This window comes from Streptomyces galbus (genome assembly GCF_005280195.1).
Classification (GTDB): domain Bacteria; phylum Actinomycetota; class Actinomycetes; order Streptomycetales; family Streptomycetaceae; genus Streptomyces; species Streptomyces galbus.
The window spans coordinates 1-23070 of sequence record NZ_SZPR01000005.1 but is presented as its reverse complement, the minus strand read 5'-3'; the positions used below and the strand labels follow the sequence as shown (position 1 = coordinate 23070).

The 23070-nt window shown below is 68.2% G+C and carries 18 protein-coding genes and 1 pseudogene; 13 read left to right on the top strand and 6 right to left on the bottom strand.

The features are described from left to right. From E4U92_RS03415 to E4U92_RS03390, 5 genes and pseudogenes are all read left to right on the top strand, one after another. A partial coding sequence (locus E4U92_RS03415; protein ID WP_137298739.1) for an RHS repeat-associated core domain-containing protein occupies positions 1 to 1064 on the top strand: 1064 nt, incomplete at its 5' end. A gap of 1066 nt (positions 1065 to 2130) precedes the next feature. Beyond that, positions 2131 to 2920 (top strand): annotated as a pseudogene (locus tag E4U92_RS03405) (IS5 family transposase); the annotation flags it as partial. Between the two features lie 667 nt (positions 2921 to 3587). After that, on the top strand, positions 3588 to 4853 hold the full coding sequence (locus tag E4U92_RS03400) for a ParA family protein (protein WP_137298738.1): 1266 nt from the start codon (positions 3588 to 3590) through the stop codon (positions 4851 to 4853). Beyond that, complete coding sequence (locus E4U92_RS03395) at positions 4850 to 5971, top strand: ParB/RepB/Spo0J family partition protein (RefSeq protein ID WP_137298737.1); 1122 nt, start codon at positions 4850 to 4852, stop codon at positions 5969 to 5971. Before E4U92_RS03400 ends, E4U92_RS03395 begins: the two co-directional genes overlap by 4 nt. Positions 5972 to 6614: 643 nt before the next feature. Then, complete coding sequence (locus tag E4U92_RS03390) at positions 6615 to 7301, top strand: HNH endonuclease family protein (protein ID WP_137298736.1); 687 nt, start codon at positions 6615 to 6617, stop codon at positions 7299 to 7301. Positions 7302 to 7751: 450 nt separating this feature from the next. Here the strand turns inward: E4U92_RS03390 and E4U92_RS03385 are convergent, their stop codons facing one another. From E4U92_RS03385 to E4U92_RS03365, 5 genes are all read right to left on the bottom strand, one after another. Next, complete coding sequence (locus tag E4U92_RS03385; protein WP_137298735.1) at positions 7752 to 8669, bottom strand: carbohydrate ABC transporter permease; 918 nt, start codon at positions 8667 to 8669, stop codon at positions 7752 to 7754. A gap of 2 nt (positions 8670 to 8671) precedes the next feature. After that, positions 8672 to 9565 carry a carbohydrate ABC transporter permease gene (locus E4U92_RS03380; RefSeq protein WP_229863496.1) on the bottom strand — a complete coding sequence of 298 codons (894 nt, stop codon included), beginning with the start codon at positions 9563 to 9565 and terminating at the stop codon, positions 8672 to 8674. 64 nt (positions 9566 to 9629) lie between these two features. Next, the gene (locus E4U92_RS03375) at positions 9630 to 10946 is read right to left on the bottom strand and encodes an ABC transporter substrate-binding protein (protein ID WP_137298734.1); all 1317 of its coding nucleotides are present in this window, start codon (positions 10944 to 10946) and stop codon (positions 9630 to 9632) included. A 44-nt stretch (positions 10947 to 10990) separates the two neighbouring features. Continuing rightward, positions 10991 to 12730, bottom strand: a complete 1740-nt coding sequence (locus tag E4U92_RS03370; protein WP_137298733.1) for an alpha-glucosidase — start codon at positions 12728 to 12730, stop codon at positions 10991 to 10993. Between the two features lie 91 nt (positions 12731 to 12821). Beyond that, the gene (locus E4U92_RS03365) at positions 12822 to 14003 is read right to left on the bottom strand and encodes an ROK family transcriptional regulator (protein WP_137298732.1); all 1182 of its coding nucleotides are present in this window, start codon (positions 14001 to 14003) and stop codon (positions 12822 to 12824) included. Positions 14004 to 14605: 602 nt separating this feature from the next. Between E4U92_RS03365 and E4U92_RS03360 the strand changes: the two genes are divergently transcribed. The 5 genes from E4U92_RS03360 to E4U92_RS03340 all read left to right on the top strand — a co-directional run bounded on the left by E4U92_RS03360 (position 14606) and on the right by E4U92_RS03340 (position 20215). Beyond that, positions 14606 to 16828, top strand: a complete 2223-nt coding sequence (locus tag E4U92_RS03360; RefSeq protein ID WP_168725023.1) for a glycoside hydrolase family 66 protein — start codon at positions 14606 to 14608, stop codon at positions 16826 to 16828. A 177-nt stretch (positions 16829 to 17005) separates the two neighbouring features. Next, positions 17006 to 17446: a DoxX family protein gene (locus E4U92_RS03355; protein ID WP_229863500.1), complete on the top strand. Its 441-nt coding sequence runs from the start codon at positions 17006 to 17008 to the stop codon at positions 17444 to 17446. 92 nt (positions 17447 to 17538) lie between these two features. Then, entirely contained in the window at positions 17539 to 18198 is a 660-nt protein-coding gene (locus E4U92_RS03350; protein WP_137298729.1) for a lytic polysaccharide monooxygenase auxiliary activity family 9 protein, read from the top strand. A gap of 134 nt (positions 18199 to 18332) precedes the next feature. Then, complete coding sequence (locus tag E4U92_RS03345) at positions 18333 to 18854, top strand: hypothetical protein (RefSeq protein ID WP_229863502.1); 522 nt, start codon at positions 18333 to 18335, stop codon at positions 18852 to 18854. A gap of 59 nt (positions 18855 to 18913) precedes the next feature. Further along, complete coding sequence (locus tag E4U92_RS03340) at positions 18914 to 20215, top strand: ABC transporter ATP-binding protein (protein WP_137298728.1); 1302 nt, start codon at positions 18914 to 18916, stop codon at positions 20213 to 20215. A gap of 206 nt (positions 20216 to 20421) precedes the next feature. On the opposite strand, the gene E4U92_RS03335 is transcribed toward E4U92_RS03340, so the two are convergent. Continuing rightward, positions 20422 to 21330 carry a site-specific integrase gene (locus tag E4U92_RS03335; RefSeq protein ID WP_229863504.1) on the bottom strand — a complete coding sequence of 303 codons (909 nt, stop codon included), beginning with the start codon at positions 21328 to 21330 and terminating at the stop codon, positions 20422 to 20424. Between the two features lie 61 nt (positions 21331 to 21391). Between E4U92_RS03335 and E4U92_RS36465 the strand changes: the two genes are divergently transcribed. The 3 genes from E4U92_RS36465 to E4U92_RS36460 all read left to right on the top strand — a co-directional run bounded on the left by E4U92_RS36465 (position 21392) and on the right by E4U92_RS36460 (position 22740). Then, positions 21392 to 21592 (top strand): hypothetical protein, encoded by a 201-nt coding sequence (locus E4U92_RS36465; RefSeq protein ID WP_229863506.1) that lies wholly within the window; start codon positions 21392 to 21394, stop codon positions 21590 to 21592. Between the two features lie 333 nt (positions 21593 to 21925). Then, positions 21926 to 22183, top strand: a complete 258-nt coding sequence (locus tag E4U92_RS03330) for a DUF6417 family protein (RefSeq protein ID WP_229863508.1) — start codon at positions 21926 to 21928, stop codon at positions 22181 to 22183. Further along, positions 22180 to 22740, top strand: a complete 561-nt coding sequence (locus E4U92_RS36460; protein WP_229863510.1) for a DUF6417 family protein — start codon at positions 22180 to 22182, stop codon at positions 22738 to 22740. The genes E4U92_RS03330 and E4U92_RS36460 overlap by 4 nt, the downstream gene beginning before the upstream one ends. Positions 22741 to 23070: the final 330 nt, after the last annotated feature.

Genomic DNA, 23070 nt, shown 5'->3' with positions numbered 1-23070 from the left:
ACGTCACCGGCCGCAAGCGCACCTACAGCTACGACGGCGCGGGCCGCTTCTCCTACGCCAAGGAGGAGAAGGCCGGCAGCACCGTCGACTCCTGGCAGTACTGCTACGACCTGGCCGGCAACCTCACCTCCCAGGGCAACGACCCCGGCTGCCCGCGCGGCACCACCTACACCTACAACGACGCCCAGGAACTGACCTCCAAGTCCAGCTCCAGCGGCCCCTGGTCCTACGACGCGGTCGGCAACGAGACCGCGGGCTCCTCCACCGACGACTACCTGCGCACCGGCGAGACCTGGACTGACCACTCCCAGATGTCGTCGATCACGGTCAACGCCAAGACCTATGCGGGGCAGTACGGCTCCACCGACCAGAGCGAACGCATCAAGCTCGGCGACACGCTCTTCCACAACGGTCCGCTCGGCCTGTCCGCGACGTCAACTGCCGGTGTGGACAAGGGCTTCAACCGCGAACCCGGGGGCACATTGAACTCCATGACGACCGGGGGCAGGAGCTACTACTACCTCACCGACGCGATCGGCTCGGTGATCGGCCTGGTGGACGTGGACGGCAACAAGGTCGACACCTACACCTACAGCCCCCGCGGCGTCCGCCTCCTGGCCCAGTCGAGCGAACCGGTGGCCCAGCCCTACCGCTTCGCGGGCAACTACCAGGACCCCACCGGTCTCTACCACCTGCAGGCCCGCTACTACGACGCCAACATCGGCCGCTTCACCCAGCCCGACCCGTCGGGCCAGGAGAAGAACCCCTACCTGTACGCCGAGGGCGACCCGGTCAACCGGATCGATCCGAGCGGGCTGGTCGCTTGGGCGAAGTACGGCGAGACGTGTCTGAAGGGCGGGGCCCAGTCCGTCGTGGTGGGCCTCTACACCGGTGTGTCCGAAACCGGCGTGGGCGCTGCAGGCGCCTTCGCGTCGGGCTGCGCAGCTGACGTGGGCCTCGAGCTGCTCGGTGATTACGGCGGCGAGGACGGATCTTCCGCCTCTGACGCCATCGACGCGGTCATGAAGGCGAAAGACGTCATCGACGTAGTGAAGTCCCTGTAATCGAAGAAGGAGAGAGGTACCACCCATGCATGGTGTCGTCCTGGCGCTGGCCATTGTCGGTGTAGCCCTGCTTGCCGGGCTGGCCATGTGGATGCAGGGAACCGGATTTCGCGACTACCTGCGTCGCCGGCGTGGCCAGTGAGTCCGTTCATGAGGCAGCCTTACAGCGGCAGCGCCTTGCATGATCAGGCCGTTTCCCTCGCTGCAGGCAGCGCATCCGACTGGCCCGCATACGCAGGAGGGGGCAGCGCCGTTCTCTTCTTCCTCATCATCTTCTTCGTCATGAGGAGACGGGGTCACAAGCGGAACTGAGTGTGTTCCCGGATGGGCGGTGACACTTTCGGCGACGACGTTGATGTGTTCCTGCACCAGGCTGTGCTCGGTCCTCTCGGCCGGGCACAGCCTCATCCATGCGTGCGGCAGGCGATTGCCCCATGGTGCGTCGTTGTACCGATCGTGATCACCGGCCCCCAGCTCGGACGAGAGGACTCAGGTGAAGGAAGCAATTCAGAAGACACTGATCTTCTCGGCCATCGCCATACCGGCCGACGTCTGCGGCTGTCTTGCTGGTGTTGCCACTGACGACGTGCCGCCCATAACCTTCAGATGTTCGTGATCACAGCCGACCCTGTCACGTGACGCCCGCGACGCGCATCTTCTCGGTGCGGACGGCGATGTCCGCACCGGGACCTCAGACAAGGGCCGCCCGGGAAGCCGGGCGGCCCTTGCGCTTTCCCGACTTCGCCTCGTGCCCTACTCGGAGCCGAGACGTGCGTCGATGACGATGGGCGGGATCGGCTTGCCCCCCGCTTCCTTGAGATCCACCTGACCCAGCACCGCAGCGGCAGCGTCGTAAACACGCTGGTAGACCGTCCGCTCGTGGGGGGTGGGCGACGGAGTAGCCGCGCGCGCTGCGAAGCTTGAGGAGCACGAGCGCTAGCTGCGGGCCCTGCGGCGGCTTTGACCAAGCGGTCCTGGTGCTTGCCGGTGACCACTGCCACCAGGTTGTCGAGCACGCTAGGGTCCGTCTTCAAAGATCATCTGGGTGGTGGATCATGGCGTTGTGATACGTCGTCATGAACTCACCGACCAGGAGTGGGAGTTACTCGCTCCGCCGATACCCCGGGCCACGACGGGCCGGCCTCGCGTGGAGGATCGGCAGGTCATCAACGGGATGGTCTACAAGATCCGCACCGGGATCTCCTGGCGTGACCTGCCGGAACGCTACAGGTCGTGGCAGACGGTCTACACCCGCTTCCGCCGCTACGCCCTGGACGGGGTGTTCACCCGAGCCCTGCAGCAGATCCAGGCCCAGGCCGACGCAGCCGGCGACATCGACTGGCTGGTCCAGATCGACTCCACCATCGTCCGCGCCCACCAGCACGCCGCCGCCACAGGCCGAAAAGGGGGCGGCACCGGCCGGACGAACCGGACGATCACGCCCTCGGCCGATCCCGAGGAGGACTGACCACCAAGGTCCACCTCGCCTGCGACGGCAAGGGCCGCCCGCTCGCGATCCTGGTGACGCCCGGCCAACGCCACGACAGTGTCTGCACACGCCCTCTGCTGGAACGGATCCGCGTCCCCCGCACCGGCACTGGCCGACCTCGGTGCAGGCCCGACCAGGTCATCGCAGACAAGGCCTACAGCTCCCGCGGCTTCCGTGCCTACCTGCGAAAACGCGGCATTGCCCACACCATCCCCGAGAAGACCGACCAGCGGCGGGCCTGAGGCGCGGTTGCCACGGCGGCCGACCGCCAGGATTCGACCAGGAGACCTACCGGCGGCGCAACATGATCGAGCGCTGCTTCAACCGGCTCAAGGGCTTCCGCGGGATCGCCACCAGATACGAGAAGACCGCCACTTCCTACGAAGCGGCGGTCACGCTCGCGTCGTTCCTGCTGGACAAGATCCGTTTGAAGACGGACCCTAGTTCTCCACTTCGAAGGCGGGCCGGAAGAGCCGGACCCCGGGCACGGGATCCTGGCAGGCGGATCAGATCTCGGAGGCATCGCTGTTCGCGAGTCATTCGAGGCGGCGGAGCAGCAGCTCTGCGCGGATGAGCGTGGCAAGGCCGGTGAGTTGACCAGGTAGGCCGCGGCTTGCCACGTCGATTCGGTGCGCAGTACGTGCGGCGTGAAGACCGCCATCACGACGGCGAGCACACTGATCGCGGCCAGCCAGTCGAGCCTCATCCCGAACTCCTTTGGGCGTCGTCAGGACGGTTTCGTCGGCGCCCTTTTCGGGGGCATGGTGTCGAGCAGCGGCGAGAGGGCCGGCAGCAGGAGCCACAGGCCCACGATGCCGATGATGGTGACCATGGCGGGATGGCAGCGTGCGTCCGTGCGCGGCCGATTCAGCCCGAAGTGGATGCAGCTTCAGTAGCGACGCGGCGGTGATGGACAGTCAGTGGCGTGTGATTACGCCGTAATCACCTCCGTGACCGGTGCAAAGGGTGCACCGATGATGCCTAACTAACGTGTCAGCTGCCCGAAGGATCAAGGACGTTAGTATGGTGTCCTCATGAGTTCGCCAGCCTCTTCCAGCGACCGCGAGAAGGTCGTCTCCAAACTGCCGGGATGGCTCCGGCAGAACCTCAAAATCCGAGCCGCCCAGCGCGGTATCGAGATCCAGGCAGCAGTGGAACAGGGCATCAAGGACTGGTGCAGCCTGGCTTCCACAGCCGCGACCGTCGACACCGCCGGCGCCGACTCGTTCTCAACGTTCCTGCCTCCCGGCCAGTGGGAAGAGTTCCGGCAGATCGCGACCGACCGCCGCGTTTCCCTCATCCAAGGACTCGCCCAGTCCATCCAACTCTGGCTCGACACCCATCCCGCACCGAACGTGGAGCGGCCGGAGATCACCCGCCGCATCATCGTCTGCAACCAGAAGGGCGGTGTCGGCAAGACCGCGATCACCGCAGGCCTCGGAGAAGCGCTGGCCGAAGACTCCAACGCACTGCACCCCGTACGCGTGGCCAAGGCGCTCACCCGGGCGCTAAGGCAGAGCGAGACGCAGGACGGCAATGAAGCGTCCGCGGACGACCCACTGGAGATCGAGAACCTGCCCGGGCCCGGCCTGAAGGTTCTGCTGGTCGACTTCGATCCGCAGTGCCACCTGACCAACCAGCTGGGCGCCTCGCCCCTGCCGATGAACGGGGACAGCCTCACCAACCACATGGCAGGCGACCCCAAGGGCGAGCTCCGCGACCTCATCGTCTCCGTCGACGACGAAAGCTTCGCGGGCAGGCTCCACCTACTCCCGGCCTGCAACGACGCCTTTCTCCTCGACGTGCGCCTGTCCGCAGTACGCGCCCGGGAAGCCGCCCTCGAAAGGGCACTCGCGCCGCTGGAAGCCGATTACGACGTAATCATCGTCGACTGCCCGCCCAGCCTCGGCCTCAGCATGGACGCTGCCGCCTACTACGGCCGCCGCCGAGACGGTGAGAAGCCCGGCCAATCCGGTGCCCTGATCGTCGTGCAAGCCGAGGACAGCTCCGCCGACGCCTACGAACTCCTCACCACCCAGATCGACGACCTCCGTGGCGACCTCCAGGTCGACATCGACTACCTCGGCATCGTCGTCAACCTCTACGACTCCCGCCGCGGCTACATCGCCACCTCATCGCTCCAGGGATGGGTCGACATAAAGGATCCGCGCGTCATCGGCCTCATCGGAGACCTCAAGGAACAGAAGGAAGCCGTCCGAGTGAAGAAACCCCTGCTGTCCTACGCACCCAAATCACAGCAGGCCGTCGGCATGCGAGCCCTCGCCAGGGAGGTGTTGTGAGCAAGGCCGACCAGCTGGGCAGCGGCCGCTTCGGCGGGGGAGTGCGACCAGTCAGCGCACGCCGCCAGGCTGTGGCCGCCGCCACCGGGGTGCCCACCGAGGGCGTGGGAGACCCCACAGAGCTTCCCGTTCACCGGATCAGCCCCAACCCGGACAACCCGCGCTCCACGCTCGGAGACCTGACCGACCTCGCCGGCAGCCTGAAAACCCACGGGCAGAAGCAGGCAATCACGGTCATGAACCGTGACGCCTACCTCAAGGCCAACCCCACCCAAGAAGCTGCCCTCGAGCCGGACACCACTCACGTCGTAGTCGACGGCAGCAGCCGACTCGCGGCTGCCCGCGAAGCCGGGCTCGCCACCATCAAGGTCATGGTCAGCGACGACCAGGGATCCACCTCCGAGGAACTCCTCGAGTCCGCCCTCGTCGCCAACATCCACCGACAAGACCTCGATGAGATCGACGAGGCACGCGCTCTGCAGCGGCTGCTGGCCATCCACGGCAGCCAGCGCGCACTCGCCAAGCGCCTCCACCGCTCGCAAGGATGGGTATCCCAGCGCCTCGCCCTGCTCAATCTGACTCCGGAGCTGCAGACCCGCATCGGCGCAGAGCCCATCGATCTCCTCCGCGCAGTCGGCAACAAACCAGCTGACCAACAAGAAGCCGCCTTGGAGGAGTTGAAGGCGCAACGGGCCCGCAAGGAACAAGAGAAGGCCCGCACGACCAGTGCGCAGCAGGCGCCATCGATCGAGCAACAGGCCAGCGCAGACGGTTCTCCTGCAGGTGATTACGCCGTAATCGCCCACGGGGGAGAAGTTGGTGCTTCGTCGGCACCGCAAGCTCCGGCAGCCACCGATGAGCCAGCGCCGCAGACACCGATGGCTCTGGGGGAGGAGCAGGACAGTAACGCGCCTGAGACTGCGCCATCTGTCCCCTACCAGGCCAACGCCACCGAGACGACGACTGGCACGCAGGGCACACAACCCAAGAAGTTCCCCTACGACAATGGCTCTGAAGCTGCATACTTCTTGATCCGCAGGATGCCGCCAGCGGAGTTCGACAAGATGCTGACCCTGCTCATCCAGCACAAGGACAGCCAGTCCGTGCAGGCAGGTTAATGCCGAGCATGAACCAACCCACGCAATCGCTTCCTGGGGCAAGCACTGCTTAGCCGGCATGGCAGAGGGCCAGACCTCCCACCGGAGGCTGGCCCTCTGCCATACCCGGGTCCACAGCAGTGCCACGCCGTGCCAGTCACCCAGCACCCACCCGGCCACCCGAGGGCGGTCAGCTCCCGGCGGCGCGAATACATCCCTAACGAGGAGCCGCACGAACGCGACGGTTCGCACGACTGGTGATTACGGCGTAATCACCAGCGGGGGACAAGCTGAGGAGCGCCTCGCAGGCATCGCCTCAGGCGGTCGTCTCAGGCGCCTCCGTCAAGCACAATAGATTTGACGGACCGTCAGGTTTTTCGCCAGAAACGATCCTCCGCTCAGGGGTGGCGAATGCCAATCACGCCAGCGACGCTGCTAGACGTCGGTCGAAGAGATACGGCCGCAGTAGGAGGCCACGTACTGGTGCAAGCGAAGTGCAGCCGCCCCCTGCCCATGCACGCCTTGATGGGCGGGCCGCGTCGGCGCGCTGACCATCGCACTTACCCCTCGATCGGGTAGAGCCACCGCCGTCCTCGGGCGGGTTGCTGTGCACAACCGCTACGAAGATCCCGACCAGTCGGTGATCTCCGTTAAGGACACACTCGTGCGCTTTGCCCGTACCTTCTCAGCTGCCGCCGCTCTCGCGGCCGTACTGCTCCCCGCCCCCGCCACCGCCCACGCCGCCCCGGCCTCCGCCCTGCTCCGCGACCCCGGCCAGACGGTGACCCTGCCCGTGCGCGAGGCACTGACCCAGATTCCGGTGGCCGGCGAGGACCGCACCGGATACGAGCGCACGGCGTTCAAGCACTGGGTCGACGCGGACCGGGACGGCTGCACCACCCGCGCCGAAGTCCTCAAGGCAGAGGCCGTCATCGCCCCCGAGCAAGGACCGCGCTGCGCCCTGTCAGGGGGCCAGTGGTACTCGCCCTACGACGACCGCTACATCCAGGGCCCGACCGGCCTGGACATCGACCACCTGGTCCCGCTCGCCGAAGCCTGGGACTCCGGCGCCTCGACCTGGTCAGCCGCCGAACGCGAGGCGTACGCCAACGACCTGGGCGACGACCGCGCACTGATCGCGGTGTCGGCCGCCTCGAACCGGTCGAAGGCGGACCAGGACCCCACCACCTGGATGCCCCCGGCCGAGGGCTACCGCTGCCAGTACGCCACCGACTGGATCGCCGACAAACTTCGCTGGCGCCTGACCGCCGACGAAGCGGAAACGGCTGCCCTGACAGACATCCTCAGCCGCTGCTCTAACGTGCCGGTCGCCGTCACGCTCGCCCGGTAGGCCCCCAGCGCAGCCGCACCGCCGAAGGTTGTCGGCCGCGTTCACGGCATTTCGCGAGCAGATCCCGGGCGAGGTGCTCCAGGCGGTGACCGGCCCCTCAGCGCTGCTGCCGCCCAGGACCCGGTGGCTAGCCACACCGCGGCCACGCTGCTGAGCCGGCCTAGGAGTGCCGGATGGTGCCGGCCTTCGTACGCTGGTAGTGCTCGGGGTGACTGCGGAGGAGTGCCATGCCCCGAACCATCTGGTCCGGCGCCATCTCGTTCGGCCTGGTCACTTCTCTGAACTAAGCCTGCATGAGCTGCGCCGATTGCGGCCTACGTCCGGAGGAAGTCACGGGGCTAGTTCGGCTTCGCGGGTTGCCGGTGGTGTGGGCGGAGCATGGGTGAACCCCGGATCCGGCAGCGGGGCTGTGCGTGCCGGATCCGGGGTCGTCGTGGTCCGCAGGGCGGGCTATTTCACGGCTCCTGCGGTGACTCCGCGGGTGAGGGAGCGCTGGAAGACGAGGAAGAAGACGATCATCGGGATGACGCCGAGGAGGGCGGCGGCGCTCATGGCGGTGGGGTCGCTGGTGTACTGGCCCTGCATGACGGACAGGCCGAGGGGGACGGTCTGGTTGTCGTTGGAGATGAGCAGGACGAGGGGGTAGAGGAACTCGTTCCAGCTCCAGACGAAGAAGAACACGCACATCACCGACAGGGTGGGCCAGCTCATGGGCAGGATGATGCGCCACAGGATGGTCCAGCGGCCGGCGCCGTCGAGGGAGGCGGCTTCGATGAGTTCGCGGGGGAAGCTGCTGAAGACGGAGGACAGCAGGTAGGTGCCGAACGCGCTGTAGGTGACGCCCACCAGGATGGTGTAACCGAGCTTGCCGTCGTACAGGCCCATCTCCTTGAACAGGTAGTAGATGGGGTAGACCAGGCCCTCCTGCGGCAGGACGTTGACGCCGAGGAAGAAGACCAGGAACGCGGTGCGCCAGCGGATACGGCCGATGCCGATGGCGTAGGCGTTGAAGAGGGCGAGGACGACGGCGATGAGGACGACCCCGAGGCTGATCTCGATGCTGTTGATCAGTTTCTGGGTGAAGTCGACGCGCTGCCAGACGTCGCTGATGATGTCCCAGTTCCAGTGCTCGGGCCAGGACAGTGAGCCGTGGGAGCGGTAGTCGGCGCTGGTCTTGAAGGAGTTGAGCAGGATGATCGCGAACGGGGCGAGGAAGGCCAGGACGAAGACGGTGACCGCGGCCACGACGGCGTAGGAGCCGGCGCTGCGGCGCTTGCCCGCGGTGCGGCGCTTGGTGCGTCGGGGTGCGGCGTGGCCCGGGGCTGTCGTCTTGTGCGTGCGGGGCGGGGTGGTGGTGTCGGTGGTCATGGTCATCCGTCCTCGCGGGCCTGGCGGGTGAGCATCGTCCCGGCGATGATCAGCACGAGCAGGGTGATGGTGCTGGAGATCGCGGATCCGTAGCCGACGTCGGCGCGTTCGAAGAAGTTCTGGTAGGCGAAGTAGGCGGGTACGAGGGTGGAGTTCCCGGGGCCGCCGCCGGTGAGGACGAAGATCTGGGCGAAGACCTTCAGGCCGGCGATGGTGGTGGTGACCAGGACGACGTAGACCTCGGGGCGCAGAATCGGCACGGTGATGCGGGTGAAGCGCTGCCACCAGGTGGCGCCGTCCAGGGAGGCGGCCTCGTAGAGCTCGGGGTCGATGCGCTGCAGGCCGGACAGGAACAGGACCAGGGGATAGCCGAGCTGCATCCAGACCAGGACCCCCAGGACGACCCAGAGGGCGAGGTCGGGGTCGCCGAGCCAGTTCTCGGCCAGGGAACCGAGGCCGATCTTGTCCAGGAGGCTGTTGACGGCGCCTTCGGGGGCGAGGATCCAGCCCCACATCAGCCCGGTCACGGCGACGGGGATGACCTGGGGGAGGTAGAGGCCGGAGCGGAAGATGCCGACGAGGCCGTCGCCGTGTTTCTTGCCGATGTAGTCGAAGAGCAGGGCTGCCAGGAACAGGCCCAGCAGGGTCGGTACGACCGCGATGCCGATGATGACGAAGGCGATGTTGCGGAAGGAGGCCCAGAAGTCGGCGTCCTGGAAGAGCCGGGTGTAGTTGTCCAGGCCGGTGAAGGTGGGATCGCCGATGCCCTGCCAGGCGGTGAGGCTGTAGTAGAAGGTCATCACCAGCGGGACGACGAGGAAGACCAGGGCCAGCAGGAGGCCGGGTGCGAGGAAGACGGCGTACCCCGTGGACCGCGGGTGACGTGTGGTTTTCACTGTTGCTCCTAGAGGGGCGGGACGACGGCCCGGTGGGCCCGGGACGTCGTCCCCGGGGGCAGGCTCAGTGCCGGGTCGCGGTGTACTTCTCGTAGGGCGCGGCGAGCTGGTCGAGGACGGCGTCGGTCTTGCCGCCGTTCATGAGGTTCTGGGTGGCGGCCAGCCAGGTGTCGAAGTAGCCGGCGACGGGCCAGTCGGGGTAGAAGGCCAGGCCGCCGCTGGCCTGGTCCTGGTCGAAGGCGTTGATGAGCTGCCGGGACTTGGGGTTGGTGATCTCGTCGGGCTTGGCGGCGAGGGGGACGTTGCCCTCTTCACCGATGAGCTTCTGGATCTTGGGTGACATGGTGATGTCGATGAAGTCCTCGGCGAGCTTCTTGTTCTTCGCCTTGGTGGGGATGACCCAGTTGTTGCCGCCGGCGCCGAGGGTCATCTTGCTGCCCGGGTAGGGGGCGGTGGACCACTGGAAGTCCTTGATGTCGGTGGTCAGGCCGCCGAACCACCAGTTGCCGCCGACCATGATGGGGCGCTTCTGGGAGACGAACTGCTCGGTCATGTCGGTGCCCTTGAGGCCGACGTCCTTCTTGTCGAAGTAGCCCTTGTCGACCCATTCCTTGAACTTGTCGACGGCGTAGGTCATCTCGGGGCCGTGGAAGTCGACCTTGCCCTGGTAGCGCTGGTAGTCGTCGACCCACTTCTGATCGGCCTTGGACAGGGCGAGCAGGTAGAGCCAGTGCATGGCGGGGTGGTCGTTGCCCGCGTTGGCGAGGGGGGTGACGCCGGCGGCCTTGAACTTGGCCAGGGCGGCTTCGAAGCTGTTGAAGTCGGTGGGCTTGGTGACGTGGTACTTCTTGAAGAGGTCGTCGTTGTAGTAGGTGAGGACGAACTCGCCGTAGTTGGGCACGCCGTACCACGTGTCGCCGCCCATCTCGCCGTTCTTGTCGTAGCGGGCGGTGACGGAGGCGCTGTCGCTGATCTTCGTGTCCCAGCCGTGGGCCTTGACGACCGAGGTGAGGTCGGTGAGCAGCCCCTGCTTGGCGAGCAGGCCGGTGGTGGCGTTGCCCTTGTTGTACTCCATGACGTCGGGCGCCTTGTCGGAGTTGAGGATCATCCCGGCGTTCTGCTGGATCTGGTCGAACGTCTTCTGCTCGAAGACGACCTTCACGTCCGGGTGGCTCTTCTTGAACTCGGTGATGGCCGCGGCCCACGCCTTGCCCAGGGCGCCGTCCTTGTCCTCGTAGTGCCACAGCCGCAGGGTCTTGCCGTCACCGGCAGCGGAGTCGGAGCCGCCGCAGGCGGTGAGCGGGGCCAGCAGGGCCAGGGCGGAGAGCGCCAGCAGGAGCGGCTTTCTGCGCAGGCTCGAGCGGGTGCGCGGGTTGTTCATGGTGGTTACCTCGATGTGCGTCGGTGCGACAGGGCGGGATCACGTCAGGTGGTGGTGCGGCGGCGGTGGACGCGGGCTTCCCACGGCTGCAGGGTGTGCGGGCTCGTGAGGGGTGAGGTGGCGGGCACGTTCGCGATGAGCGTCTCGGTGCCTTCCCAGCCGTCGGGCAGGTCGACGGTGAGGTCGTCGGCGCCGAAGTTGGCCAGGACGAGCAGTTCCGTGCCGGTGCCCGTGTCGTGGCGGGTGAAGGCGTAGAGCTGTTCGTGCTCCGGGTGGAGCATGTGGAAGTCGCCGTGGGTCAGGGCGGGCTCGGTGTGCCGCAGGGCGATCAGACGGCGGTAGTAGTGGAAGACGGAGTCGGGGTCGGCGAGCTGCGCCTTGGCGTTGACTTCGGCGTGGTCGGGGTTGACCGCGATCCACGGGGTGCCGGCGGTGAAGCCGGCGTGGTCCGTGGCGTCCCACTGCATGGGGGTGCGGGCGTTGTCGCGGCTGCGGTGCCGCAGCCCGTCGAGCACCTGCTGTTCGTCGGCGCCGAGGGCGAGCTGGTCACGGTGGTGGTTGAGGGACTCGATGTCACGGAAGTCGTCGATCGACCCGAACGGCGCGTTGGCCATGGCGAGTTCCTCACCCTGGTAGACGTACGGGGTGCCGCGGTGCAGGTGCAGGACGGTGGCCAGCAGTTTCGCCGAGCGGTACCGGTGGAGCGGCGAGTCGTCGCCGAAGCGGGAGACCACGCGGGGCTGGTCGTGGTTGTTCCAGTACAGGCTGTTCCAGCCGGTCTCGCCCAGGCCGGTCTGCCAGCGGCCGAGGCTGGCCTTGAGGTCGGTCAGCTTCAGGGGGCGGACGTCGAACTTGCCGCCGGGGCCCTGGTCGAGGCCGACGTGCTCGAACTGGAAGACCATGTCGAGTTCGCGCCGGGCGGGGTCGGTGAAGAGCTTGGCCTCCTCCACCGTGACGCCGGGCATCTCCCCGACGGTGAGCAGGCGCCGCGGGTGGCCGGCGAGGACCTCGCGGTGCATCTCGGCGAGGTAGTCGTGGATGCGGGGCCCGCACACGTAGTAGGGGTGGCCGAGTCCGTAGCGAGCGCCTTCGGGGACGATGCCGTCGGGCAGCGCCGGGTCCTTGGAGATCAGGTTGATGACGTCCATGCGGAAGCCGTCGACGCCCCGGTCGAGCCACCAGCGCATCATCGCGTAGACGGCCTGGCGGACCTCGGGGTTGTCCCAGTTCAGGTCGGGCTGCTTGCGGGAGAAGGTGTGCAGGTAGTACTCGCCGCTGGCGGTGTCGTACGTCCACGCGGGGCCGGAGAACCACGACTCCCAGTTGTTCGGTTCCGCTCCCGGCGTCGCGGGCTGCATGCCCTTGCGGGGCGGGCGCCAGATGTACCAGTCGCGCTTCGGGCCGTCCGGGCCGCCGTCGCGGGAGGCGGTGAACCAGGGGTGTTCGTCGCTGGTGTGGTTGACGACCAGGTCCATCACGAGCTTCATGCCGCGTTCGTGCACGGAGGCCAGGAGCCGGTCGAAGTCGGCGAGGGTGCCGAAGAGGGGGTCGATGTCCTGGTAGTCGCTGATGTCGTAGCCGTTGTCGTCGTGCGGGGAGGGGTAGACCGGGGAGAGCCACAGCACGTCGACGCCGAGTTCGGAGAGGTAGTCGAGGCGTTGGGTGATGCCCTGCAAGTCGCCTATGCCGTCCGCGTCGGAGTCGGCGAAGCTGCGCGGGTAGATCTGGTAGACCACCGCGTTGCTCCACCAGGCGTCGGCAGGGCTGGGCGCGTTTTCGGGCACGTCGAATCCTCATCGTTGATGCGGGGTACTTGCCGGGACGGTGTGTCGGGGCGGGTTGCGGGGCGGCCGGTTGCCGGGGCGGGCGCAGGGGTCAGGAGATGGCGGCGCCGACGGCCTCGCGGATGACGAGGCAGGCGGCGCCCCGGGCCCACAGGTCGTGGGTGACGGGGTCGACGTGGATGTCGCAGTCGCGGGCGGCGGTGGAGAAGGCGTGGGCCTCCAGGGCCTGGTTCAGGGCCGGCCCGAACAGGTCGTGGGCGACGGCGCCTTCCCCGGCGAGGATGATCTTCTGCAGGTTGAGCAGGTTGCACATGCCGGCCAGTCCTCGGCCCAGCGCGGTGCCCGCCTCGGCGAAGGCGGAGCGGGCGACGGTCTGCGCCGAGCCGCTTCCCGAGCGGGCGATGTCCATGGCCTCGGTGATGGTGGCGCAGGGCACCCCGGCGTCCTGGAGGTGGCGCAGCACGGCCCGGTCACCGGCGAGGGCCTCCAGGCAGCCGCGGCGCCCGCAGCTGCACATCGGGCCGGCGGGGTCCAGGGGCAGGTGTCCGAGCTCTCCGGCCAGGCCGGTCGCGCCGGAGAAGAGGGCGCCGTCCAGGAGGAGGCCGCAGCCGATGCCGGGTCCGACGGTGACGACGGCGAAGGAGTCGACGTCCCGGCCCTGACCGAACCAGCGTTCCGCCACCACGAGGGTGTTGACGTCGTTGTTGACCACCACCGGCAGCCCGGTGGCCGCGCGCAGCGGGCCGGCCACGTCGACCTTGTTCCAGTCCAGCAGGGCCGAGTAGCGGCAGATACCGGCGGCGGAGTCGACGTGACCGCTGACGCCGACGCCGACGCCGAGCACCCTGTCCGCCGCCTCGGGCGTCTGCGCCAGCAGGCGCCTGGTCAGGGCTGCGGCAGCGGACAGGGCCGTCTCGGGGGTGCGGTCGGCGATGGGTTCTTCGAGGCGGGCGAGGACGTTGGCGGCCATGTCGGTGATGACGCCCGATACCTGCGCGGGGCCGATCTTGATGCCGACCACGGTGTGCTTGTCAGGGTTGACGTGCAGCATCTTCTGCGGACGGCCCCTCCCGTTGGGGGCGGTGTCGCTCTCGTGCAGGTAGCCGTGCTCGAGCAGCGGGGGAAGCATGCGGGTGACGCTGGAGGGCACCAGGCCCAGGCGCTGGGCGAGCTGGGTGCGCGACAGCGGGCCGGAGGTCAGCACGGTGGCGAAGATCTCCGCGCGGGACTGTTCGCTGACGAGATCCGAGAACCGGACCGGTGAAGGGCTCATCCCTGGTGTCTCCAGACGTGGGTGACGGCGTGTCAGCCGATGTCGACGTGGTTCAGCGCTATCGAACCGCTGTCGCCGGCGGTGCGCATCAAGGTGAGGTGGTTGCGTCTGGAGAGCGCCATGCGTGTCCCCCTGGGCAGTGGGCGCAGGGCCGGTGCGGCTCGACCGGTTGCCTGCGGATGACGGGAGTGTGTCCCCGAAGGTTTTCATGCGTCAAGGAAGAAAAAGGCGCGTTACCGAACCGTGACTGGCGTCCCGACTCCGGTTTCACGGCTCTCACGAGCGTGTATGAAGTCCGCCGGGCACTCCGGGACAACGAATCTCGCTGATTTCGTTGACACGAGGAAGAAATAGCGGGACGTTAACCGGCGACCGCACCGCGTACACAGCGGCGGGGTCGACCCCTTCTGCGCCAGGGGTGCGGTGTGCGTGACACCCGCATGCACGCACACCGCACCCCGGCGTTGCCCAGCGGCTGCCGCCGAGACCCGCGGCTCGCTGCCGGTGCACCTACCCTCACGGCTCACCCCGGACGTCCGCCCCGCGGACGGTCCGGCGGCTGGGGTGCGCGCGGACGCCGCCCTTCCCCCAAGCGAGGAGATATGACAGGAGCACGACACCACAGAGTCCGGCGCACCACACTGGCCGTCGGCCTGGTGCTGGCCGCTTCAGGGCTGGCGTTTGTGCCGGCCTCCCCGGCCTCCGCCGCCACCGTCAGCGACGCCTGGACCGACGCGTCCCGCTACGCGCCCGGCCAGGAAGCAACGGTGACCGCGCAGGTCGACGGCAGCGGCCCGGTGACCTTCACGCTCACCCACCTCGGGGACGTCGTCAAGAGCGGCACCGTGCAGGCCGACGGCAGCGGACGGGCCGTGTGGAAGGTGACGCCGCCCTCCACCGACTTCCAGGGCTACCTGGTCGAGATCCAGGCCGGCTCCAGCCGCACCCAGACGGCGATCGACGTCTCCTCCACCTGGACCCGCTTCCCCCGGTTCGGATTCCTGGCCTACTACGGCACGAACATCTCCGCCGACGACGCCAAGGGCGACATCGCCGAGCTCTCCCAGCGCTACCACATCAACGCGCTGCAGTACTACGACTGGCTCTGGAAGCACGAGAAGCCCGTCAAGCACGACGGGTCCGGCGTCGCCGGCACCTGGACCGCGTGGAACGGCGACACCCTCAGTTCCACCACCATCCGCAACTACATCGACGCCGAGCACAGCCGCGGCATGGCCGCCATGCCGTACCAGATGTCGTACGCGGCCCTCAACACCTACGACACCTCCCAGGTCAACCCGGACTGGCGGCTGTTCAACAGCCCCGGCGGCACGGACGAGTGGTACTACCCGATGCTGCCCAACCAGATCCTGCACCTGATGAACCCCGAGAACCCCGACTGGCAGAACTACATCGTCGGCCAGTACCAGGACTCGGTGAACTCCATGGGCTTCGACGGAGCCCACCTGGACCAGATCGGCTACTGGTCGGAGAAGTACGACAAGGCCGGCAACAAGGTCAACCGCCCCAACGGCTTCGCCCAGTTGACCAACAAGACCAAGCAGGCCCTGCCCGCGGGCCGCAACGCGGTCGGCTTCAACGCCGTCGACGGCTACGGCGACACCGAACTCGCCAGGTCCAACGCCGACTACCTCTACACCGAGCTGTGGTCGAACTATGAGACCAACGCCTCGGTCAAGGACTACCTCGAGCGCCAGCGCCAGGCCTCCGGCGGCAAGCCGCACATCACCCCCGCCTACATGAACCGCCCCAACACCCCCGACTCCAGCACCCCGAACAACAACTCCGTCTTCGACACCACCTCGGTGCAGCTGGCCAACGCCATGTTCGCCGCCAACGGCGCCAACCACCTCGAGCTCGGCCCCAACGACCACATGCTCAACACCGAGTACTTCCTGAACAAGGACAAGAGCATGTCCGCCGAGCTCAAGGCCTGGGAGAAGACGTACTACGACGTCATCACCGGTTACGAGAACCTCTTCTACGGCCCCGGCCTGCACACCGCGTCCAACAAGACCGTCGTCGACGGCGTGAACACCTCCACCGACGGTTCCGGCAACACCGTGTGGACCAACCCGATGCGCAACGGCGACACCGACGTCCTGCACCTGATCAACCTGCTCGGCAACGACGGCAAGTGGCGCGACGCCGGCACCGCCACCCCGCCCGTCAAGACCAACGTCCCCGTCAAGTACTACCTGCGTGACGGACAGCAGGCCCCCGCGGCCCTGCGCATCGGCAGCCCCGACCGCGACGGCGGCCGCTCGGCCGACCTGCCCTTCACCACCGGCAGCGACTCCTCCGGCACCTACCTCAAGTTCACCGTCCCCGAACTGAAGAACTGGGACTTCGTCTACTTCGACCGCACCGCCAACACCGACGACCCCGGCGACGGCGGCACCGACCCGGGCAACGGATCCGGCACCGGCAAGCAGCTCGTCAACGCGGGCGGCAAGTGCGCCGAGGCCAAGGACGGCGCGAGCGCCAACGGCACCCCCGCCCAGCTCGCCACCTGCGCCGGCACCGACCGGCAGAAGTGGACCCTGAACGGCACCGAGCTGCGCGTCCTGGGCAAGTGCCTGGACGTCGAGGGCGGCAACACCGCCAACGGCACCAAGGCCCACCTGTGGGACTGCGGCGGCTACGACAGCCAGAAGTGGGCCTTCCAGTCCAACGGCACCCTGAAGAACCTCAAGTCCGGGCGCTGCCTCGACATCGAGTACCAGAGCACCGCGGACGGAGCACGGCTCCACCTGTGGGACTGCGGCACGTGGAACAGCCAGAAGTGGTCTCTGACCAGCTGAACCAGCCGCCTCGCACGACCAGCTGGGCCGTCCGCCGCCCTCCTCGTGCGGCGCCCGCGGAACCCTACGGGCTCTGAGCCCGTACACCCCGATCGGCCGGCATCCCCGCTTGAGGGTGCGGGGATGCCGGTCCCCCTCCAGAGCCTGCGCCCGCTGCTTCACGGAAGGACACTCGCGGTGAATCTCCAAGCGATCAGCGCTCCCGTCGTCCTCGCGCTCCACCGGATCGTGGTGGGCTTCCTGTTCGCCTGCCACGGGGCAGCCACCCTGTTCGACGTCCTGGGCGGCCCTCACGGGTCGGCGCCCGCCGTGGGCCAGTGGCCAGGATGGTGGGCCGCCGCGATCCAGCTGGCCGGAGGGCTCCTGGTCGCGCTCGGCGTCGGCGCCCGTCCGGCAGCGGTCATCTGCTCCGGCTCCATGGCCTACGCCTATTTCGTCGAGCACCAGCCCCACGCCCTGTTCCCCATCGAGAACGGCGGCGAGCCCGCCGCCCTCTTCTGCTGGGCCTTCCTGCTCATCGCTGCATCCGGCCCCGGCACCTGGACGGCGAACGCGCTCATCCGACCCACCACAGCGGCCGCCCCGAGACAGGAGCAGGTGGGCCGGCCCGAAAGCTGACCCGAACAGCACCTTCCCAGCACACGCAAGGCCCTGACCGGCCGGCGTCGCCGACCGGTGTCCTCTTCGGAAACCACGGAGGAAGACCGACCATGAACCGCGCACCCGCCACAGCGTCCCGCCGCCGCACCGCGTTAGGCGCCGCCGCGCTGGCCACCACCCTGCTGGGCCTGATGGCCCAGGCACCGACTGCCTCCGCCCACGGCACGGTCATCGCCCCGCAGACCCGCAACTACGGCTGCCTGCAGCGCTGGGGCTACAACCAGCCCGACGAGGCCCAGGACCCCATGTGCTACCGCACCTACCTCGAGAACCCCAACGCGATCACGGCCTGGAAGGCCGTCTACGCCAACAACACCGGCGACAATTACAAGCAGGTCATCCCCAACGGCCGGATCTGCAGCGCCGGCGGCCAGGGCGAGACGAACTACGCCCCCCTGGACCGGCCCGGACCGTGGATCACCACCAGCATCGGCTCCAACTTCACCGTCGACCTCTACGACGAGGCCCGCCACGGCGCGGACTGGCTGGAGGTCTACGTCACCAAGCAGGGCTTCAACCCCGAGTACCAGCTCATCAACTGGGACGACCTGGAGCTGGTGAAGAGGACCGGCCGCTACCCCTACCAGGCGCACTACGTCACCGACGTCGCCACCTCCGGCTACAGCGGACGCCACGTCGTGGTCACCGTCTGGAAGGCCTCGCACATGGACCAGAAGTACTTCCTGTGCAGCGACGTCACCTTCAACTGACCCAGTCCGCCTGCACCCTGTAGCACCCGCACACCGGCCCCGCGAGCACACGTCCCGCACGCGACCTCGCGGGGCCGGTTCCCCGTCCCCCGTGTGCAGCCACCGCTGCGCCGGTACTGGTCTGGAGGCGCCGGATGACCCACCGAGGCACCCTGCCCGCACGCGCCCGTCACCCCCGTCCGCACCGTCAGGACCCCTCGGCGCCACCCCCGTACCGCCACCGGTACGCAGCCGCGCTGCACCGGTCGGCCGAGCGCTACCGGCCCGCCAGCCTCATCCTCCTGCGCGTCAGCGTAGGCGTCATCTACTGCTGGTTCGGCGTCCTCAAGCTCTTCCCCGCCACCAGCCCGGCCGAGCACATCGCCATCCGGACCATGGCCAAGCTGACCGGCGGCTCGGTTCCCGCCCAGGTGTCCCTGCCGTTGCTGGGCACCGCCGAGACGCTGATCGGACTCGCCCTGGTCACCGGCGTCCTCCTACGCCACGCCCTCGCCGCCTTCTACGCGCACATGAGCGGCGTGCTCTCCTCCCTGGTCCTGCTCCCGGACGCCATGTGGCACCACGGCATCCCCACCCTCGACGGCCAGTACGTCCTGAAGAACCTCGTCCTGATCGCCGCCTGCCTCGCCGTCACAGCCGACGAGCTCACCCGCTGACCGGCGCCCGGCCACGCAGCTTCGCGCCACCCCACCGCACACCCCAGGAGACCAGCCCCGTGGGCAGCACCATCACCCTTAACCGACTCAGCAAGACCTACCCCGGTGGCCACAAAGCCGTCCACGACGTGTCCCTGCACCTGCACCCCGGAGAATTCCTGGTCCTTCTGGGGCCTTCAGGATGCGGAAAGTCCACCCTGCTCCGCATGATCGCCGGCCTCGAGGACATCACCAGCGGCGACCTGCTCCTCGACCAGCAACCCGCCAACGACCTGCCCGCCAGCGAACGCAACGTGGCCATGATCTTCCAGAACTTCGCCCTCTACCCCACCATGACCGCCGCCGACAACATCGCCTTCCCCCTCACCGCACGCGGAGAGGAAGAACGAGAGATCGCCCGGGCCGTCGACAGCGTCGCCGAGCGGCTCGGCATCCGCTCCCTGCTGCAGCGGACCCCCGCCCAGCTCTCCGGAGGAGAGCGCCAGCGCGTCGCCATGGGCCGCGCCGTCATCCGCCAGCCCTCGATCTTCCTCATGGACGAACCACTCGCCAGCCTCGACGCACGCCTGCGCGTCCGGCTCCGCACCGAAATCCTGTCCGTCGTACGCCGCGCACAAGCCACCACCCTCTACGTCACCCACGACCAGACCGAAGCCATGGCCCTGGGCGACCGCATCGCCGTCCTGCGCAACGGAACCCTCCAGCAAGTCGGCACCCCCGCCGACCTCTACAGCCTGCCCGACAACGCCTTCGTCGCCTCCTTCCTCGGCACCCCCCAGATCAACCTGCTGCACGGCACCCTGTACGCCCCGATCGACAGCAACATGACCATCAGCCTCGGCCCCCAGGAGCTCCCCCTGCCCCAGGGAACGGCCCACGACATGCTGCGCATACTGCAAGGCCAGCCACTCCTCATCGGCTTGCGCCCCGAAGCACTGCGCATCGAGGGAAACCCCGCCCCCCACGAACGCCGGCTGCACGCCATGGTCACGCATGTCGAGCACCAAGGCCACGAAACCCTCCTCCACGTCACCACCGGATCACGCCACGCAGACGTGCCCCACCCCGCACCCGCAGACGACCAGCCCCAGCACCAGAAGCACGCCCTGCCCCAGCTCCTGCACCACATCGGCGCACGCCTACGCGGAGCCCTCCAGCAGCACCCACCCGCACCACCGCGGCCCGCACCGCCCCTGCCCGACGACTACGGAGTCGGCGAACTCGTCCTTCGCGCACCGCAGGACCTGCACTGCCGACCTGGCGACCGCTTCACGCTCCTCGTCGACATGCGAGCCCTGATGCTCTTCGACGCCCACGGGGACCGCGTCTTTCCGCGCCCCCTGCACCACCCCGAACTTTGACCAGCGAATGTCCCGTCACATTGCGTCCATCCGGCGCCGGGCAACCAGCCGCCGACCCGCGGGGGCGCTGCTTCACTGCACGAGGTGAACAGGCGTGGACGGCCGCGACGCTTCTACGGGACAAGGAGCAGGCCGTCGACTCGGCCCAGACCCCGGCTGAGGCCAAGGCCGCAGTTCGGCAGCCGACCCTCCGTCCTTGATCACCCTTACGGGGTGGGTCGTAGCGTCGGCAGTCCCAGCAGCACTGGGCCGCCGGGTGCTGCGGCGTCGAGCTGGGCGATCTTCGATTCGGCTCCGGCGAGACTGACGCGGAGCCCATCGATCTCGCCGAGCCAGCCTTCCCGTTCGGCTTCGGTGATCCGGTCGAGCAGGTTGTCGCGGATTTCCACCAGTCGGCCGCGCTGGGCGGGGTCGGGGCGTAGCAGGGCGCAGCGGACGCAGGCGTGCTCATGGATGCAGGCGGTGCCGTAGGCGCGGGCACAGGTGCCGACGGAGAGCTTGCGGCGTTCGAAGTGGCCGAGGAAGTCTTCCCACTCGGCATCAGTGGGGGTGCGGTACTCCTCGGCGGGGCGCAGGGTGCGGCGGCGGGTGATGAAGGCCCGGTGGGCCTCGATGGTCTCGGTGGGGTAGACCGCGTTGTAGCCCATGGTGGTGTTGATGTTGGCGTGGCCGGCGATGACCTGAGCGATGTGGGGCGGAAGGCCGGTTCGGATGGTGTCGGTGATGAACATTCGGCGGAAGTCCTGCGGCCCGCCGACGGCGTCAGTCAGCTGCATGCTGGCGGCGGATTCCTTGAGGATTTCGCGGATGGTCTGGGAGTTGAGGGTGGAGGGCTCGCCGCCGCGGTTGTACTGGAAGAGCACGGATGCGGGCGGATTCCACTGGCGCTCTTGGTTGTCGTAGCGGGTGACCAGCGGGATCAGGCCGGTCTTGGGGTCGCGGACGCGGCGGATGATCGTTGCCAGGACGTCGGCGAGTTCCGGGCTGACGAGCAGGACGCGCTCGACGTCGGTCTTGGAGGGGGCGATCTGCAGGAGGGGGACGATCTCGCCGGTTGTGGGCAGCCGGTACTGGATCATCGCGTGATGGGTAACTTCGAGCATCTCCTCGATCATCGAGGCGAAGCGGGAGGACCGGCCCCTGCCGGAGGCCCCGGAGCCGCAGGAGCCGGCAAAGGTGCTGGACCTGATGTCCGCGCTGCAGCAGTCGGTGGCCAAGGCGAAGGCCTCCCGCGGCGAGGACAAGGGCGAGGCGGACGTGCACGAGATGCCCGCCTCGAAGAAGAAGACCGCGAAGAAGGCCCCGGCGAAGACCACCGCGGCCAAGAAGACCACTACCGCCAAGAAGACGGCGGCGCGGCGGCCACGCAGCGCGTAACGCATCCGATCGGCCGGATCCGGGGGAAGCTGGGGATAGGGCTTCCGTCCTGTGACCCCCCGAGCCGGGACGGGAGCCCGCCCGCCGGGAATGACGGCGCGGTGAGCGGCGTTATGTGAGGCGTGGTGGTGAAGGGACAGTGTCCCCGGGCCTCACCTGTTGCCTGTCGGGACGATCGTTCGGCTGAAGCCCGGCAGAGCCTTTCGCCGCGTAGGCGACCGCCCTTCACGACCACACCCCTTTTCTGCAGCCCCGGACCGGCATCCCGCCTCCGGGGCCGCAGCGCGTGCCGGCCCAGGGTGACCAGGCGGGTGTTGAGGGAGTTGGACAGGCGTGGAAGGCTACGACCCTTTCGAGCTCCAGGACAGTGACTTCGCGCCCGTTGAGGCCACAGCGAGCCGGCTTCCGCTGCTGTCTCTTGAGCAAGCCCATGATCTGCTGCGGGTGCTGGTGACGGTGGCGCAGGAGGGCGGGCCGGTGTCGCCGGAGGGCGGACCGGCTGGCCAAGGAGATCGCCGCACGCGTCCCGTCGGAGAACTGAGCATCCAGGCACAACCGGGGGCAGGGGAGGAGCAGGGGTCGGTGCGGTGAAGCAGGCGGCGGTGCTCGAGCTGCTGGACGTGCTGGAGGAGCGACAGGAGGCCTCGGGGCACGGCTGGGTCCTGGACCTGGACGGGGTTCCGCGCGAGGGCGTGCTGAAGGCGGCCGCATCCGGGCTGGCGGAACTGGCCGAGCGCGATGACCGAGCGGAACTCTCCGCCCGAGTGGGGCGGCCGGTGCGCTGGGCCGCCCGCCTCACCGACCAGGGCCGGGACCTGCTGCTGTACGCCCGGTCCCAGCCCGCTGCAGGCCCGGCCGCGCCGGGACCGGAGTACCGCCTGGTCGAGCTCATGCCGTCGCAGATGGACGTCGTGCGGGTCTTCACCGGCCTGGCCGACCGGCTGCAGGTGCCACCTGCTCCAGGTTTGGACGCCCGGGTGTACGCGGCGGTGCAGGACCGAGTGAGCGGCCGGTGGCGGCTGTACCTCACCGAGGAGCAGACGGCCTCGGTCGCCTACGGGCTATGGCTGCACAAGATGGCCGGCTCGGCAGCGGAGGCCAACCGCTTCTCCCGCGACCACGGCATCGCCCACATCCCAGCAACCTGATGCAGGAAAGGGTGGTGTCCGGCCGCGCATGGACCGGCGGCATGCTCGGCACCGAGCCATCAACGGGAGCATGCTCGGTCCGGGGCACTGCCACGCACCGTCGGTGGCTGTCCCCGCTGTCAGGATGAGGGACATGACGATCAAGGACGTGACCAGTCACGACGTTGTCGGCATGAGGTAGGGGCGTGATGGTTCACCGCCGCGGCGACAGGCCACGGTGTCCGAAGCTTCGCAGTGGTCTCCCGAGGGGGATGGGGAGCAGGGCTGGGTGCACCGGACCCGCGTGCTGCGGGGGGAGTGCGTGGTCGTTGTGGTGGCTGCGGCCCGGGC

Bases quoted from the DNA above. Each gene is read 5' to 3' on its own strand.
- E4U92_RS03365 (WP_137298732.1), bottom strand. From the start codon at position 14,003: ATGAGCCCTTCACCGGTCCGGTTCTCGGATCTCGTCAGCGAACAGTCC.
- E4U92_RS03335 (WP_229863504.1), bottom strand. From the start codon at position 21,330: ATGATCGAGGAGATGCTCGAAGTTACCCATCACGCGATGATCCAGTAC.
- E4U92_RS03360 (WP_168725023.1), top strand. From the start codon at position 14,606: ATGACAGGAGCACGACACCACAGAGTCCGGCGCACCACACTGGCCGTC.
- E4U92_RS03350 (WP_137298729.1), top strand. From the start codon at position 17,539: ATGAACCGCGCACCCGCCACAGCGTCCCGCCGCCGCACCGCGTTAGGC.
- E4U92_RS03400 (WP_137298738.1), top strand. From the start codon at position 3,588: ATGAGTTCGCCAGCCTCTTCCAGCGACCGCGAGAAGGTCGTCTCCAAA.
- E4U92_RS03385 (WP_137298735.1), bottom strand. From the start codon at position 8,669: ATGACCACCGACACCACCACCCCGCCCCGCACGCACAAGACGACAGCC.
- E4U92_RS03345 (WP_229863502.1), top strand. From the start codon at position 18,333: ATGACCCACCGAGGCACCCTGCCCGCACGCGCCCGTCACCCCCGTCCG.
- E4U92_RS03375 (WP_137298734.1), bottom strand. From the start codon at position 10,946: ATGAACAACCCGCGCACCCGCTCGAGCCTGCGCAGAAAGCCGCTCCTG.